This is a genomic window from Lactobacillus sp. UCMA15818 (assembly GCF_030400225.1).
Lineage (GTDB): Bacteria > Bacillota > Bacilli > Lactobacillales > Lactobacillaceae > Liquorilactobacillus.
In genome coordinates, this window is record NZ_VJYB01000006.1 from 25,336 (window position 1) to 41,962 (window position 16,627).

Consider the following 16,627-nt stretch of genomic DNA (forward strand, 5'->3'; position numbering starts at 1 on the left):
ATTAGTTTTTCTATCTATTGTTTTTAAATAGATTTATAATCTCATCACTATTACGACTATTCTTCAGTTTAGTAACGAAATCTTGATGAGTTAGTAACTTTGCCGTGCTTGATAAATAATGCAAATGTGCCCCTTTATCTTGCTCAGGAATTAAAAAAGAAATAATCAAATCAACAGGTTTCCCATCAAATGTATTCCACTCAACAGGAGTTTTTAACTTTAAAATTATCATACTGGAACTCCTAATAGCTGAATCTTGAGCATGTGGAATTGCTATCCCATTCTCCATGCCGGTTGAACCTTCTTCTTCACGTTTAATATATTTTTGAAATACACTTTCTGTTGAATTGCTAATTCCTCTCTCACCAGCTTTTTCAGCCAGATAATGCAATGCTTCTTGCTGATTTTTAGCAGAAACATTAAAATAAATATTTTCTTTTTCTAAAATTACACTTAAATTATTATCGTTTTCCTTGTTATAATTTTCACTACTTGAATGTAAAATCTGTTCAACAGGACCGCTGTCCTCAACTTCACCAGTTAGTAGCCCCATACCACCACTGGCAGCAACAACTCCACCATGTTTTTTAACTTGGCGTCTAGCGATAATCGCTAATAACACACCTGAAGCAATTGCTCCTATGACAATATATATTACCCAAAGTAGAGGATGATTTACCAGCGGTAATACAATAAACCCACCATGTGGTGCAGGAACTTGAATTTTTGACATATATGATAAAACAGCCGCAATAGAGGATCCAACCATGAATGCTGGAATATTCAATAATGGATTTTTAGCAGCAAACGGAATCGCTCCTTCAGTAATATGTGTTGAACCCAATAAAAAGTTAACATAACCTGCACTACGCTCATCTTTTGAATATGACTTTGGACTCATCAAAACTGCAAAACCAGTTGCCAATGGTGGAGCTATACATGCAGCCGAAACTCCTGCCATAAAGTAATAATTTCCTTGTGCTAATAAAGCAGTGCCTGTTAAATAAGCAGCTTTATTAATTGGTCCACCAAAATCTGAAGCGGCCATGCATCCCACAATAATGCCTAATATCAGAGGATCAGAGTTTTGCATCCCTTTCAAAAAGTCCATCATTCCAAGATTAATTGTCTTCATTGGAGTTGAAATAAACCACATAATTAATCCTGAGATAAAAACCCCTAGCACTGGATACAGAAATATTGCTTTAAGTCCACGAAACTCTTTGTCAGGTAACGGTTTCAAAACCTTTTGTAATAAAACAATAGTGTATCCTGCTAAGTAGCCACCTACTATTGCGCCTAAAAATCCAGTCCCATTATTAAAAGCTATCATCCCAGTTGCAAAACCAACAATTAATCCTGAACGCTTGCTAATTGCCTCAGCGATATAGGCGCAGAAAACTGGAACCATTAAATTCATAGTTGTACTTCCAATTGTATTCAACATGTATGCAAATTGATTATATTGCGAAGATTTTGGATCTGCTGAGTATATTCCCCAAAAGAAAGAAATAGCTATCAATACCCCTCCAGCAACAACCAAAGGCAACATATGTGAGACACCATTCATCAACGAGGTATATATTTTTGTAATTATACTTCCATTTGTCTGCTGTATTTCACTAGTATTCACTGCATTTTTAGTTGCTTTATCAGCTTTATAAATTGGTGTAGTTGCTGCCAAAGCACGTTCAATTAATTTATCTGGCTCATGAATCCCTCGTGCAACAGGTACAATCACAACTTTTTTCCCAGCAAAACGATCTGCATCCACATCAATATCAGCTGCAATTACAACCGCATCAGCTGCAGTAATATCAGCCGCCGATAGTTGATTTTCTACTCCAGTTTGTCCATGCGTTTCAACTTTAATCGTCAAATTTTTCCTAACAGCTGCTTGTTCTAGTGCTTCCTGAGCCATATAAGTATGGGCAATTCCAGTAGCACATCCAGTTGCTGCAATAATGTTATATTTTGGCATAGGTATTCCTCCATTTTTTTCCACATAATTTACAGTGTTAAAATTTTAAAAAATCATCCATAATTTGAATCTCTTCTTCCAATTTTGCTGCTGCAGTAAAATCTGTAATCCATTCCCTTCTTGCCGCGTCACTTCCTGCAGCAATTGCTTTTTTCAATGCCGTTGCATTATCAATACCTTTAGTTAAATTACCGATAAAGGTCCCTAACATTGAGTCACCCGCTCCTGCAGTATTCAAAATATTTATTTTAGGAGCATTACCATAAAGAATCTTATCTTTTGAAACTAATATTGCACCTTCCCCACCAAGTGAAATCAGCACTAGTTGAGCACCTTGCTTAATTAACTCACGTCCTAATTTTGCTAAATCCTCAGGGGGCAAAGGGCTTTTAATATTAAACCAACTTTTAATTTCATCTTCATTTGGCTTAATAATCCACGGGTGATATTTAAGGACCTCCATTACTTGCTTATAACTAGTATCAATAACAATTTTTGCATCCTTAATGACTGCAATCTCTGCAAACTTAGTAAGAATATCTGGCTCAATTCCTTGTGAAAAACTGCCAGAAATACAAATAACATCATTTCGTTTTAACTTAGTTTCCAAATACTGTAGTAATTTTGCTTGTTCGTGTATTCCAACTACAGGTCCCGGATTTACTAATTTATATTCTTTGTCTCCTTCTTTTACTCTCGTGAAAACATTGATTCTTGTAGTACCCTGACTCTCAGTAAAATAATGCTGAATATGATTTTGCTGAAGTTCATCCTGAATATATTTAGCTGTGAAACCATTTCCAACTCCTATTGCAGTACTTTCGACACTAAGTTCTTTTAAAATAAATGACACATTAATTCCCTTACCATTCGCCTGAATATCATACTTTTTTGTCCGATTAACTATATTTGGTTCCATTTTTTCTGTATCAATAAATAAATCAATAGCTGGATTAAGTGTGATTGTATAGATCAATTAGCTCATCCTCCTTCTTGTTTAATTACCTCTTCACACTTTATATTTTAAATAGATTTTCTTGAAAATGTTTTCAAGAATGAGTTATGATGGGGTTATATTATGAAAAACGTTTACAATTTATTAAAGGAGAAAAAAATGGAGAAGAAATTAAGCAGTGCTGAGCGCTACCTCTGGAATTTGCTTCAAAATCATACTAATCAAATCAGTGATATGTCCATCGTTAAATTAAGTGAATATGCCAATGTTTCAACTGCAACAATCGTTCGTACTTTGAAAAAAAAAGGGTATTCTGGATATACTGATTTTCGCCATGAATTATTAAGTACAGAAAAAAGCGGCCCTAAGTATGATATCTTAGTGCACGCCGACAGTTTAATTCGTTCTGTTATTTTGAAAAATGAAATTGAACTTAACAATACTCTTAAGAATTTAAAAATTGATATCATTGAAGATACCATAAACCAAATTAAGAATGCCAAAATGGTTTATATTTTCGCGCGAGGACTATCTGAATCCATTGGTCAAGAATTACAAATGAAATTACAGCTAGTTGATAAATATGCAGAATTACAAACCGATCCTAATATCATCAAAACTGTTTCAAAAAAGATATCAACTAATTGTGTTGCTATCCTTATTTCATTGAATGGAGAAACACCCGAACTGGTAGAAGCCGCAAAAATCTTAGAGAAAAAAGACATCACGAAAATCGTTTTTACAACCGATTCCAGTTCATCAATTGCTTCTCTATCTGATTTACTCTTCTGTGGTTTTAAGTCTGAAACTACTTATTTCCCAAATTATGAAGTTCGCTCACGTCTTCCTTTACAGATTATGACTCGAATTTTAATGGATTCATATGTCGTTCGTATAAAGAAATAACTATATGACTACAAAAATTTACTTTTAACAAAATGAAACTTAAACAAAAGAATTACTTATCTCGTATAATTTTTGTTGGTCAATTATTAAAAAGAACACAGATAAAGAAGGCTGGATTAATCAGCTAGTCTTGCAACGAATGCGGCTTCCCCTCTTGCTGCAACACATCTTGAACAGCAAGCCTTTTTCTCATAGTAGTATCAAATCTTTGCAAGTTCCCTAAGCCATTGAACTCATATTCTAACCTGTAAAGCCAATTAGTCATAACAAATAAATAAGTATCAGGTACGGAAAAATGGCTATTAACCAAGTACTCTTGTTGTCCTAATTGGGTATCAACAAATTTAAGCCTTGGAAAAACTCGTTTGTACACTAACTCTTTAGATTCAATTGTGTTTGGCAGCCAATTGCCCTTTCTGAAAGGCGAAATAAAGTTTTTATGCAATTCAGTTGCAATATAATTCAACCATGTTCTTTGCTGCCAATAGGTTGTACTCCCATATTCACCAATCAAGTTTTGTGCAGGAACTTTATGAGCAATATATTCTAAAACAACTGCACATTCAGTTAGAATTTCACCATTATCTAACTCAAGAGCAGGTACATATGATTTAGAATTAATTAAGTTATAATCACCATTATTCCATGTTTTCATATCTAAATTTACTTTCTCAAGACCATATTTCAAACCGCTTTCCTCTAATAAAATATGTACTGCTAACGAGCTTGCTCCTGAAGCATAAAATAATTTCATAGTATCTCTCCTCTTATTTCTATAATTATCGAAATACGTTCTTAAAAAAAAGACTCATAATGAGTCCAAAAGATTAGGCAAGTACTGCCTAAATGTCGCTTTATTTAACGACAAATACTTAGTCTGTGCCTGCTGCCTTGTCGTCGTTAGTCCTGCCTTGCGTAGCGCTTTAAAGTGATATGAAACGGTCGATGGAGCAATCTGCAATAATTCACTAACTTGACTACAGGTCAACTCTTTATCACTATTCCTCAGGATTTTAATAATCTTAATCCGATTGGGCTCACTCAAGGCTCGAAACAACTCAGCTACCTTTTCTTCTTTGTTTATTTCGATATTCATAAAAACAGTGTACACTCTTACTTCTTCAAATTCAATGAAATAATATCAATACATTAAAAAGAATCCCATGCCTTTTGTAGTTGTTAACCTATTTTTTTCTGTTTTCCAATAAAATTACACCAACGAACACTACCGCTGCAAATAGAAATTGAAGACCAACTGACATCATTTTAAACATCAAGAGTATCGCACCTATAATTACAAATAATGTCGGTAAAATAAGTGCATACTTCTTTCCTTTGTCACCAGATATGTACTTCTGCCACTCATATTTTAATCCAAGCGAATATGCCTTATCAAAATTATTCAAATCACTCAAAGCCGAAATGGTACATAATAAAATTAATAGGATAAATAAAGATAATCCTCCACTAATTTTAAATAAGTCAAACAAATTTCCTAATAAGACTACAAGTAAGATTACATCAATTAATAAGAGGTTCCGACGAACTGGTCTCAGTTCTTCTGAAACTTCTTTCTTCTCCAAACTTTCACGCATTCCGACATCCTCCTTCAATAAAATATCTAATGAAATATGGTAATAATCGCTTAATTTGATGAGACTTGAAATATCAGGATAAGTCTTCTCATTCTCCCAGCTAGAGATAGTTTGTCTGGTAATAAAAAAATCATTTGCAACTTGTTCTTGGGTCAAATCCATTTCTATCCTTGCCCGCTTTAACCGCTCACCAAATTTCATTAAATCTCCTCCTATGTTCACTCTTAATTGTGCCTATACAAAAAGAAAAGGGCAAGCAGAGATTCATTGCTTCCTCTTTTCTTCTTGTTAAACTTCTAAATTATCATTAAGCTCAAGAATTTCTTCTTACAATTTTGCTTTCTATAAAAGCAGCTAAATTGTTCAAATTAGTATTAAATGAATACTTTGCAATTGGTGCTAATAATTTTAAAGGTAAGAATATATCTGCTTGTTTTTCTACATAGACATCTTCTTGAATCGTTGTTTGCCTATCCTGACCTGATAACAAAAATACAATTCGATACTCAAGTCTGCCGCCTTTACTATTGTATGTCACACTATTATTACCCTTTTCCACTGTAATAGTTTCTTGTTGATTCAAAGCAGGTGCTACCCGTGTAATACTGAAATCATGATTTCCCTTCTCTACCGTTGTAATTTCTGGAATCCACTTCAGTAAGTTTTCTGGGCTTTCTAAAATTTTCCTAACCTCTTCTTCCTCTGCATTAACTAAAACAACATTTGAAAATAATTTTTGATCCATAATCAAGACCTCCTCATAAGTATGGTCTTAATTTAGCGTATCTTGATAATTTTTAAAAATCAGAATACTGATATTTAGAAATCATCAAAGACTCTTTCATCAAAAAGGTTCTTGAAAAGGTCACTGCGTTTCTGTGCTTCTAACTGCTGATCCAAATTCTCGCTGTTTTTTGCAATCTGTGCAAGAAGACAGTAGCAATTAGCAAGCATATAATGAGAATTATGTGTGGTACTGAATCTAATACCTGCTTGAATCCACTTTAAGGCATCCTTATTATTATCAAATTCTAAATAGATTAATGCTGCAATGTAAAAAACAATATTTAAGTTTTCCTCATAAAAAACTTTATCAACTTTTTCAGTAGCTTGTCTCAAAAGATCTAATGCTCGTGTTTGTTGACTTGCTTTTGCCTCTGTCAAAGCTAAAGAAATAAGAGCTACCCGAGTTAGAGTTGTCCTAGTCAACTGCTCTTCGCCACTGGCAATCGCTAATTGCAGATTTTGCCTGGCATTACTCAAATTTGAATCCACATGCCAACAAGCAACACCTAGATAATAATAATATGCTTGGCTTTGTTCCGCCGTTTGGATTTGATCAAAAGTTTCAGAATTCATTAAAAAGGCCTTTAATTCAACATATTTATGCTGATTACATAAATAAGAAAGCTTATTATTAAAGTTTTGGCTACTAGAAATATCAAAATCACTAGCTAAGCTAACGTCATTCAAGTTAATTGCTAATTTTTTACAAAGTGCCAGTAACAACGCTGCATTCGGAGTATATTTTCCATGTTCAATTGCAGATAACATTGATTGTGAGCAAACGTTACTAGCAACCTCTTTTTGAGAAAGTTTTTGCTTCTCGCGAATTTTCTTTAAAGAAACTCCAAGTTGATTTTTCATGACTGCCTCCAACTATAATTAAAATCCGTTATCTTTTTCGAAATTATTGTACCATACCCCCTCACAATCATTTAAGGTTCACACCAAAATAATTACAGATGTAACATGATAATTGCGTTACATTTAAACCATTTGGTATTAATTTAAATTTATCAAGGAGGTTATATCTATGGAATTCCATAATATTTTGCGCAATAAAAGAAAAGATTTCAATCTAACTCAACAAGAACTTGCAGACCAGTTACATGTCACACGGCAAACCCTTTCGCGCTGGGAAAACGACCTAAGCTATCCAAATCTTGACACACTAATTCAACTCGGTGAAATTCTTGATATTCCTCTTGATAATTTACTTAAAGGTGGAGAAAATCAAATGGTAAAACAGCTTAGTAATGATGTTCGGGATAAGAGAAAATATGGGCTTTACTTGCGAATACTTCTTAGCTTTTTAATTCTATTAATCGTTTGGCTCGTAATCTTAGGATATGGTCGAGCTACCCAAAATCAGTGGATTGATTTCTCTAATCCATTCTTGAAAACCCAGTACGGTTATGCAATATTACCCGGGAAAGTTTCTGAGAAAAAGCAATGGTCAGATGTTATTGATTCAGGAAGTAAGGATAGTCATGGGGAACTCGTCTCTGTCCCACAAAAGGTTGATGCCTTCGTTTCTGATTCCCCACTTGGAAGCGGAAGTTGGCTTAAATTCAGTACTGGAAGGTACAATAAAAATGAACGCTGGGCTCTCATTGCTCATAAGGGTTCATATGTCTACTCAATTCGCTTATTATCCTATAAACAGATTCCTCTTTTGATGCGTGAACAAGTAGGCACTTTTTATGTTTCATATAATTCAAAGAGCGAACCTCGTTTAGCAAGACGATTCACTTGGTGGCCATTTAATTAATCATTTATAAATATCATTCTTATCCACTTTTTAATAAAAAGCCTAAGAAAAGGTCTTTGAAATTTCAAAAAAACAGATTAATATTAGAATTGAATCCAATTTCAAAATACATGTTTGTTTTTTTGATCTCTTTTTTCAATTTTAATAAAAGGTAGGTTTTGCTGTTGAACAAATATCTCTTTAAGTTAACTCATATTTCTTTGCTTCAATTTTGCATGGTATTTCTACAAAAGCTTTCATTTAATAACAAACAAATTTGTACTTTATTGGAAACATTCAGCACGCAAAATCGAAGACTACCAAATTACGAACAGGCTATTCAGTATCTAGACAAACTAAATCCGGATTCTCAAAATTCAGCTATCAAAGCATGCACCTTAGAAGATAATAATTATCACTATGATTTAAAAATAATTGTTGCTGCCTATAATGCTGCAAGCACAATTGAAGAATGTATATCATCCATCTTGAATCAAAAAACAAAATATTCCTTGTTAGTTGAGATTATTGATGATGGTTCAACTGATAAAACCAAACAATTATTAAAAAAATACACTAATAACGATAATATAATCGTTACCAGCCAAAAAAACCAAGGATTTTCAGGAGCTAGAAATACTGGTTTAAAAATAATTAATGCAAAATACCTTTGTTTTGTTGATTCAGATGATCTTTTAGAAGATTGTTTTGCAGAGACTTTGCTGGACAAAGCATTCGCAGAACAAGCCGATATCGTTGCTGGGGGTTATCAGCAATTCAATCATTCTGGAGTCATAAGTGAATTTGATTATCAAAACAAAAATGAGTTTAATCCTTACGAATTGTATGGCTACCCTTGGGGCAAAATCTATCGTGTTGATTTATTCAATAAAATTGACTTCCCTGAAGATTATTGGTTTGAGGATACAATATTGATTTACCTAATTTATGGTCAAAGCCAAACGACTTGTACTGTTGCAGATCTCGTCTACAGATATCGCAGCAATCAAAATGGAATCACTGCAATAGCTGCAACAAAGCCAAAAGCAATTGACTCGCTATGGGTGACCCGGCAGTTATTGTTCGATAGAAAAAAATTAGGCCTCGATTTTAATGAAGAAATCTACAAAGTTACTTTACAGCAAATCTGTACTAATTTTATTAGATGTCGCTTCCTTGGTGGCCAAGTTCAAAGAGCTGTCTTCGTTGTCCAACAGCAGCTTATTAATGATTACTTTGAAAATTCTGAACTTAAAGAAGATGGTTACTTAAAAATGATAGAAAAAGCCATTAAATCTAATAATTATCTAGCATTTACAGTCTATGCTTACTCAACAGCAGCTTAAAAATTATTTTTATCACTCAATTGGTCAATCATACCAAACTAGTAAAAAGCGAAAGCGAAAGTGAGTGCTTATAAATGGATAATTATGAATTTATTACGGATATAACTAATTACAAATTTTACACTAATGCAAATACTCGCCAAGTTTTGCAGCAACAATTTCCTTCAAAAAAAAATCGCGAGTATCAACTTTCGGCGACAGAATTTATTGAGTTTTTGAATTGTTTGTCTATTTATAATTATCATATGAATTCAAAATTATTTTTGAACATCTTATCTAAGAAATACTTAAATATAGGCAATCGAATTATAAAGTAATCCTTTATTTTACATTAAGATTACAGTCCTTCTTATAAGCCATCTGACAAATATTCTGTGTTATTCTTAGAGTTGGGGATGTTTATTAGAGAAAAAATACTTATAGGAGGAAATATGGATAAACATCATAACGAAAAGATTCATTATAAAATGTATAAATCCGGTAAATACTGGATATACAGCATGGTAGCAATTTCATCTATCGTTATCGGTTTACAACTAAAACCGATTCATACATTGAAAGTCAAGGCTGATAGTATTGCTTCAGTTAATAGTTCCATTACAAGCAGCGGTACTTCCAGCAGCTCTAGTTCTGATAGTTCTTCTAGTACAAGCTCTGACTCGAGTTCAATGGTTGGGGATAGTTCGAGTTCTGATACTAGTCAATCTTCTGATACGGCCAGCACTTCTAGCTCTCAAAGTAATGCTGACATTGTGTCCACTGCCACTTCTGCTAGTGCAAGTTCTGCTTCAGCTTCTGGGGATAGCTCAAGCTCTGACACTAGCCAAGCTGCTGATACAAGCAGTACGTCAAGTTCGCAAAGTGATACAGATACAGATACCACCTCTACTGCAACTTCTTCCAGTGTGGATGCTGCTTCAGCTTCTGAAGCTAGCTCAAGCTCTGACACTAGTCAAACCGCTGATACAAGCAGTACGTCAAGTTCGCAAAGTGATACGGGCACCGCTTCCACTGCCACTTCTGCTAGTCCAAGTTCTGCTTCAGCTTCTGAAGCTAGCTCAAGCTCTGACACTAGTCAAGCCGCTGATACAAGTAGTACGTCAAGTTCACAAAGTGATACGGACACCGCTTCCACTGCCACTTCTGCTAGTGTAAGTTCAAGTTCTACTGTTACAGTAACTTCTAGTTCTACTACAAGTAAGGCTTCCAAAGCAACTACCAGTACCTCTAGTACTAGCACAACGGGAACACTGACAGATAGTGAACTTGAAGCTGCAATTGCTAAAATTGAAGCAGCTAATACTTCTACTTACAGTTCAAAAGTTTCTTCTTTCCTTAACAAAATTATTTCTGGTGCGATTGAAGGATGGATTAAATATAAAATTCTCCCATCTGTGACCGCAGCTCAAGCGATTCTTGAAAGCAGTTGGGGGACATCGACATTGGCTACTACATACCACAATTTATTTGGTATCAAGGCCGGTAGTTCTTGGACTGGAACAACGGTAACATTGAAAACTTCTGAATATTACAGTGGATCGTATCACACCGTATATGCTAAATTTCGTGTATACGATAGTGACAACGACAGTATTACTGATCATGCTGAATTGTTAGCGAATAGTTCGCGCTATAGTAATTTAGTCGGTGAAACAGATTCTGATACAGTTGCAACATTAATCTATGAAGATGGTTATGCAACTGATACTAGTTACACTTCGAAATTAGAAGAAATAATAGCAGAATATGACTTGACTGCTTGGGACGAATTGGCATTTGAATACAGTGGAACAACCAGTTCATCGACTGATTCTTCATCTAGTTCAACGTCATCATCTAGCTCAAGCTCATCAACTAGTTCAAGTACAACAGCCTCTTCATCGACTAGTTCCAGCTCGTCGTCAACTTACACTGTTAAATCAGGAGATACTTTGTCTAAGATTGCGAATACCTACAGTACGACCGTCAGCAAGTTAGTCTCACTTAATAGTCTTAGTGATGCAGACAAAATCTATGTTGGACAGGTTTTGAAGTTGAGCAGCAGTTCATCATCGACGACATCATCTAGCTCATCAACTAGTTCGAGTTCGTCGTCTTCTAGTTCAAGTTCATCATCTACTTACACTGTTAAGTCAGGTGATTCCTTGTCCAAGATTGCAAAAGCTTATGGTACAACTGTTAGCAAGCTTGCTTCTTTAAACAGTATTTCTAACACAAGTCTGATTTACGTTGGACAAGTCTTGAAGCTCAGTAGCAGTTCGTCATCATCGACGACATCATCTAGCTCATCAACTAGTTCGAGTTCGTCGTCTTCTAGTTCAAGTTCATCATCTACTTACACCGTTAAGTCAGGTGATTCCTTGTCCAAGATTGCAAAAGCTTATGGTACGACTGTTAGCAAGCTTGCTTCTTTAAACAGTATTTCTAACACAAGTCTGATTTACGTTGGACAAGTTCTGAAGCTAGGTAGCAGTTCATCATCAGCAACGACATCGTCAAGCTCAAGTTCGTCTACTAGTTCAAGTTCATCGTCCACCTATACTGTCAAATCAGGGGACACTTTATCTGCACTCGCAAAAGCTTACGGTACAACTGTTAGCAAGCTTGCTTCTTTAAATAGTATCTCTAACACAAGTCTGATTTACGTTGGACAGACATTAAAGGTCTAAGTATTGCCTGTTTGAATTTCTAAAGAGTCCCAATATTCTAAACAAACTAAAACTAGTTCTGACATTAATTGATGAAAATCAGCCAATGCCAGAACTTTTTGTTTAATATGTTAAATTTATTTCATCCTATCTGTTCTAAAAGAAGGAAAGGGTAGATGAAATACAAGATATAAAAAACGCTTATTTTACATGAAAATCAACAAGTTTACGTATCATTCAAACACCAGATACCATCTATGAATAATGTTTACTTCCGTATATATCTACTATTTTTTAAAAAACACAGTTATAAAATTAATTTTTATTCATCTTTATGCTATAATAGCAACATCATATGAATATAAAGGATGATTTGGTGATTAAAAATGGATAAAAAAACAAAAATCGAAATTTTAAAAAATATTTTGGCAATTGAATCAGTTAATGATAATGAAACGGCGGTCGCTGACTATATCGCTTCCTTATTCACTGATTACCCAGACATAAAAATCGAAAAAGTTCCTTATGCTCCCAACCGTGATAATTTAGTAATATCGATTGGTAATTCAGGCCCCATCTTAGGATATTCTGGTCACATGGATGTCGTTGCCCCTGGCAATCTGGCTGACTGGTCAACCCCACCTTTTGAACCAACTATCATAGATAACCGAATTTTCGGTCGTGGTGCGACTGATATGAAAGGCGGTTTGTCAGCCTTAGTTGTTGCGTTGCTCGAACTACTTGAAAAAAAGATTGAGCTTCCGGGTCGAGTTCGACTTCTAGCAACAGTCGGTGAAGAAACAGGTGAATATGGGGCCGCTCAGCTAACCAAGCTAGGTTATGCAGACAACTTGGCTGGCTTGTTAATTGCAGAACCAACAGACAACATGCAACGAATTGTTTATACGGCTCGGGGCGTGATTGACTACAAAGTAACCTCTAAAGGAAAATCTGCTCATAGTGCTCGTCCGCAATATGGCATCAATGCGATTGATAATTTAATTGAATTCTACAAACTTGCAAAGACTCGGCTAGCAAAATTCACTGCAACTGATGAAGTTCTTGGCGGTGTTACGCATAATATTACAGTTATCAACGGTGGCGAACAAGTCAATAATATTCCTTCATATGCAGAACTTTTAGGAAACATACGGACAATTCCGCAATACCCAAATAAATTGTTTTACGCAGAACTTGAAAAAATTATTGCTGAATTAAATGAACAAACAAATTTCAATCTAGCAATCACATATAGTTTCCCAGAAGAAGCTATTCCCGGTAGCCCAGATTCCCCAATAATTAAAATTGCAACGCAAGTTCATTCCAAATATTGGAGTCAACCAGTAGCTATTACCGGAAGTCTGGGTGCTAATGACGGTGCCGAATTCTTGCAAGCAAAGGGATCCTTCAACAATATCGTTATTGGACCAGGCTCCAATACTTCGCACCAAAGTAATGAGTACGTTGACGTTGATTCTTACTTAAAAGCAATTGATTTTTACCAAGATTTCGCACTAACTTTTTTAAGTAAACAAACAGCAAATAACTAGGCATTTATTTTGTTTAAGATCTCGCACTGCGATATGGTTATATTAACTGGTAATCATTCGTTTAAAATGAGGAGGTCTTTTTATGTCCACAAATTCTTATGACTATGATGTCTTATATCTTGGCAGTGGTCATGGTACATTCGACGGTGCAATTCCACTTGCTGCACAAGGTGTCAAAGTTGCCGTTGTTGAAAGCGGACTCGTTGGTGGCACCTGTCCTAATAGGGGATGCAATGCAAAAATTACACTTGAAGCTCCTGTTGCCCTTGCCAATCAAGTAAGTGATATGCAGGGACTTGTTAGTCCGATTCTAGATTTGAATTGGCAAAACACGATTGCACACAAGCATGAAGTAATTGATGCTCTACCTGAATTTATCGCTAATTTAATGCAAGATAATGGGATTACCTTGATTAAAGGTCGGGGACATTTTATCGATTCGCACACTATTATAGTAAATGGGAAGAAAATCTCAGCAGAAAAATTCGTTATTGCAACGGGAATGCATCCTCACCAATTAGACTTACCTGGACGCCAAATTGTAAATGACAGTAGTGCTTTTATGAATTTAAAAAAATTGCCTAAGCGAATCGCGATCATTGGTGCGGGATACATCGGAATGGAGTTTGCCTCAATCGCATCTGCGTTTGGCTCTCAAGTCACAGTCATTTTGCGTGCAGATAAAGCATTAAGAAAATTCCATCCGCCTTTTGTAGAAAAAATAATTGCTAAGCTTAGTCAAGCTGGTGTAATTTTTATCAAAAACGCAACTGTTAACTCATTTTCAGATGATTTTGACAGTAAGACTATCCATTACAATGATACTGAAAAAGTTAAAGCTGATTGGATTTTGGACGCAACTGGACGAACTCCCAACACAACAAGTCTTGGGCTAGAAGGCATCGGAGTAGATTATGACAAGGATGGAGTTATTGTAAATGACTACTTGCAGACGACTGTCCCCCATATTTATGCAAGTGGGGATGTTTTAAAGAAAACCCAGCCCAAGCTCACTCCCACTGCCATTTTTGAATCGCTTTATCTGATGAAAACCTTCACTGGTGCAACGAGTCAACCAATTGATTATCCAGCAATTCCTTCAACTGTCTTCACTATTCCTCGAATTGCAAAAGTCGGTGTGACACCGGAAGAAGCAGCAAAAAATGACAGTCTAACCGTTTCCACAAATAATATTTTGGATAATTGGTACCGCCATGTTGAAAAAGAAACATTCGGAGAAAACAAATTAGTCTACACTAAATCACATCAACTCGTGGGTGCAACAGAGATAAGTAATCATGCGGAAGATGTTATTAATACCTTGTTGCCGGCAATTGAGCTTAAGTTAACACCTGAGCAGATTGAAAGAATTATCCCTATTTTTCCAACAATTGGATCAGCTGCCTGGGAAAATCTGTAATATATCTGCTAAGTTTTTCTGATTCGTAAAACTAGAATATACAAAGAAATAAGGGAGTATAAAGTTGAGAAAATTTGAATACTAATTCGAAATTAGGCGAAGAATTAGTACTTATAAAACACTTTTATACACAACAAATAGAGAGGTTAAGCCAAACTTTTGGCCCAACCTCTTATTTTATTATCTAGAAAAAAATTGATCCTCAAATTATGTCTTTACTAACTTTTAAATTAAAGGTATAATAATGAAATAAATCACATAGGAGGAGTATATATGGACAACAGCCAAAAACTAACATTCGATTGGAAATATGCACTCCATGCCAATCTAATCCTTGCATTTTTTGTTTTTGTACTGAATTTTTCAACAAATAATACAGCACTCTTATTATCATTGATTCCGATAGTTTTCCTACTCTTCCTACGTCACTTATTCGAGAAAAAACATGATACCTATAAATTAAAAAATCGGATTTTCTATAAGCCTATCTCCATTACTTGCCTCTTTTTCTTCATCATTGGTGAATTAATACTCGCCTTTAACTATCAGACTTCCCAGAATTTGGTGTTGTTATTTTCGTATGCCTTTTCCTGCTCTTTTATTAGGGATGGATTCTCCTCTGAAAAATTATAAGCCATTATTAGAAACCATACTTATTTGAATTTAACTGAATTATATGTTTTAGTTGATTAAAATCATCCTTGATGTTGTATTCATGAATCTCAACTTGTTTAAGCTCATTGATTTGCCGTTGAAGCAGCTCAACATCATCTTCATCCGTATAACTAACCCAGTTAATATGCTCTAACCAATCAAAATAGGCGTGCTTTCCTTTACCATAGCTATTTCCAAATAGCAGACATGGAGTTCCTGTCAGTACAGAAAATACCATCGCATGCCATCTATCAGTCACGATAATCTCTTGTTTTGCAAAAAGCTCCAATTCTTCTCTGAATAATTTTTCGCGGTTAGCTGGAGTAATACGATTGACAGTATCGAGAACCGTATCTGTTTCATCAACACTGCTATTCTTACTAAGAAGAGCTCTTAGAGCATCAACAGTTGTTTGCTTAACAACTTTCTCACTATCATGTCGTAGCACAATCAGTGCGCTTGATCTCTTTACCTCATGTTTTACAGATTTCATGTACAGAACCATATCGGGAGTAAACAAGACCTTATTTTCAAAAGTTGTCTGCATTCGATGATAGCTTTGTGCATCCCTTGCAATTAAAAAAAGATGCGGATTCTTTGCATAGGCCTCTTGGCTTAGCTTTTCTTCAGCCTTACCATGTTCATTATCTTCAAAATGTATTGATTGCGGAAACGAAATCGTCAGATTATCAACAAATGTGGCAAACACTTTGCGCCGAGCTTCCTCATGATCAGTGTACAAGCTGCCCATATTGCCTCCACCAACAAACGAAACAATATCTCCTGGTCTAATAGCCTTTTTAACTACTTCAATCCCCTCATCATTATCATCTTCTAAAATTTCAATAAATTGATATTCTGGAAATTCACGTTCGATATACTTTTTCTGTGCTAAAGATACCGCTTGATCGCCTAAATTAGTGTAGGTAGGTACACCAAAAGAATAGAATTTTGGTAACCTATTAACGGGTAATTCATTAATTACTTCAGTTCCAATGTAGAATTCAACCATATTATCTCCTACTTTCTTTAACTGACA

General features: G+C 35.2%; 14 protein-coding genes. 6 read left to right on the plus strand and 8 right to left on the minus strand.

The genetic code is table 11. The features are described 5' to 3' along the window. Nucleotides 1-10 precede the first annotated feature (10 nt). Nucleotides 11-1,981 (minus strand): fructose-specific PTS transporter subunit EIIC, encoded by a 1,971-nt coding sequence (locus FFX44_RS08260; RefSeq protein WP_289979901.1) that lies wholly within the window; start codon nt 1,979-1,981, stop codon nt 11-13. 37 nt (nt 1,982-2,018) lie between these two features. Then, nucleotides 2,019-2,957 (minus strand): 1-phosphofructokinase, encoded by a 939-nt coding sequence (gene pfkB / locus FFX44_RS08265; protein ID WP_289979903.1) that lies wholly within the window; start codon nt 2,955-2,957, stop codon nt 2,019-2,021. 138 nt (nt 2,958-3,095) lie between these two features. Here pfkB and FFX44_RS08270 point away from each other — a divergent pair, with 138 nt between their 5' ends. Continuing rightward, a complete protein-coding gene (locus FFX44_RS08270) occupies nt 3,096-3,842 on the plus strand; it encodes a MurR/RpiR family transcriptional regulator (RefSeq protein WP_289979905.1) in 747 nt (248 codons plus the stop codon). 124 nt (nt 3,843-3,966) lie between these two features. Here FFX44_RS08270 and FFX44_RS08275 read toward each other — a convergent pair whose 3' ends face one another. From FFX44_RS08275 to FFX44_RS08295, 5 genes are all read right to left on the minus strand, one after another. Beyond that, nucleotides 3,967-4,596 (minus strand): glutathione S-transferase N-terminal domain-containing protein, encoded by a 630-nt coding sequence (locus tag FFX44_RS08275; protein WP_289979907.1) that lies wholly within the window; start codon nt 4,594-4,596, stop codon nt 3,967-3,969. A gap of 54 nt (nt 4,597-4,650) precedes the next feature. Next, the gene (locus FFX44_RS08280; protein WP_289979908.1) at nt 4,651-4,938 is read right to left on the minus strand and encodes a metalloregulator ArsR/SmtB family transcription factor; all 288 of its coding nucleotides are present in this window, start codon (nt 4,936-4,938) and stop codon (nt 4,651-4,653) included. Nucleotides 4,939-5,026: 88 nt separating this feature from the next. Then, a complete protein-coding gene (locus FFX44_RS08285; RefSeq protein ID WP_289979910.1) occupies nt 5,027-5,638 on the minus strand; it encodes a helix-turn-helix transcriptional regulator in 612 nt (203 codons plus the stop codon). Nucleotides 5,639-5,750: 112 nt separating this feature from the next. Continuing rightward, entirely contained in the window at nt 5,751-6,182 is a 432-nt protein-coding gene (locus FFX44_RS08290) for an SRPBCC family protein (RefSeq protein WP_289979912.1), read from the minus strand. Between the two features lie 74 nt (nt 6,183-6,256). Continuing rightward, on the minus strand, nt 6,257-7,084 hold the full coding sequence (locus tag FFX44_RS08295; RefSeq protein WP_289979915.1) for a helix-turn-helix transcriptional regulator: 828 nt from the start codon (nt 7,082-7,084) through the stop codon (nt 6,257-6,259). 169 nt (nt 7,085-7,253) lie between these two features. On the opposite strand from FFX44_RS08295, the gene FFX44_RS08300 reads away from it, so the two are divergent. From FFX44_RS08300 to FFX44_RS08320, 5 genes are all read left to right on the plus strand, one after another. Then, nucleotides 7,254-7,991, plus strand: coding sequence for a helix-turn-helix transcriptional regulator (locus tag FFX44_RS08300; RefSeq protein ID WP_289979917.1), 738 nt, complete (start codon nt 7,254-7,256; stop codon nt 7,989-7,991). Between the two features lie 164 nt (nt 7,992-8,155). After that, nucleotides 8,156-9,316: a glycosyltransferase family A protein gene (locus FFX44_RS08305; protein ID WP_289979918.1), complete on the plus strand. Its 1,161-nt coding sequence runs from the start codon at nt 8,156-8,158 to the stop codon at nt 9,314-9,316. A 431-nt stretch (nt 9,317-9,747) separates the two neighbouring features. Next, a complete protein-coding gene (locus FFX44_RS08310) occupies nt 9,748-11,985 on the plus strand; it encodes a LysM peptidoglycan-binding domain-containing protein (protein ID WP_289979919.1) in 2,238 nt (745 codons plus the stop codon). A 365-nt stretch (nt 11,986-12,350) separates the two neighbouring features. Continuing rightward, a complete protein-coding gene (locus tag FFX44_RS08315; RefSeq protein WP_289979921.1) occupies nt 12,351-13,514 on the plus strand; it encodes an ArgE/DapE family deacylase in 1,164 nt (387 codons plus the stop codon). 82 nt (nt 13,515-13,596) lie between these two features. Then, nucleotides 13,597-14,934: an NAD(P)/FAD-dependent oxidoreductase gene (locus FFX44_RS08320; RefSeq protein WP_289979922.1), complete on the plus strand. Its 1,338-nt coding sequence runs from the start codon at nt 13,597-13,599 to the stop codon at nt 14,932-14,934. Nucleotides 14,935-15,574: 640 nt separating this feature from the next. Here FFX44_RS08320 and FFX44_RS08325 read toward each other — a convergent pair. Beyond that, a complete protein-coding gene (locus tag FFX44_RS08325; protein ID WP_289979924.1) occupies nt 15,575-16,600 on the minus strand; it encodes a polysaccharide pyruvyl transferase family protein in 1,026 nt (341 codons plus the stop codon). Between the last annotated feature and the right edge of the window lie 27 nt (nt 16,601-16,627).

Coding starts and splice junctions, on each gene's coding strand:
- FFX44_RS08285 (WP_289979910.1), bottom strand. CDS start 5,638: ATGAAATTTGGTGAGCGGTTAAAGCGGGCAAGGATAGAAATGGATTTG.
- FFX44_RS08270 (WP_289979905.1), top strand. CDS start 3,096: ATGGAGAAGAAATTAAGCAGTGCTGAGCGCTACCTCTGGAATTTGCTT.
- FFX44_RS08290 (WP_289979912.1), bottom strand. CDS start 6,182: ATGGATCAAAAATTATTTTCAAATGTTGTTTTAGTTAATGCAGAGGAA.
- FFX44_RS08280 (WP_289979908.1), bottom strand. CDS start 4,938: ATGAATATCGAAATAAACAAAGAAGAAAAGGTAGCTGAGTTGTTTCGA.
- FFX44_RS08310 (WP_289979919.1), top strand. CDS start 9,748: ATGGATAAACATCATAACGAAAAGATTCATTATAAAATGTATAAATCC.
- FFX44_RS08320 (WP_289979922.1), top strand. CDS start 13,597: ATGTCCACAAATTCTTATGACTATGATGTCTTATATCTTGGCAGTGGT.
- FFX44_RS08300 (WP_289979917.1), top strand. CDS start 7,254: ATGGAATTCCATAATATTTTGCGCAATAAAAGAAAAGATTTCAATCTA.
- FFX44_RS08260 (WP_289979901.1), bottom strand. CDS start 1,981: ATGCCAAAATATAACATTATTGCAGCAACTGGATGTGCTACTGGAATT.
- FFX44_RS08295 (WP_289979915.1), bottom strand. CDS start 7,084: ATGAAAAATCAACTTGGAGTTTCTTTAAAGAAAATTCGCGAGAAGCAA.
- FFX44_RS08315 (WP_289979921.1), top strand. CDS start 12,351: ATGGATAAAAAAACAAAAATCGAAATTTTAAAAAATATTTTGGCAATT.
- FFX44_RS08325 (WP_289979924.1), bottom strand. CDS start 16,600: ATGGTTGAATTCTACATTGGAACTGAAGTAATTAATGAATTACCCGTT.
- FFX44_RS08275 (WP_289979907.1), bottom strand. CDS start 4,596: ATGAAATTATTTTATGCTTCAGGAGCAAGCTCGTTAGCAGTACATATT.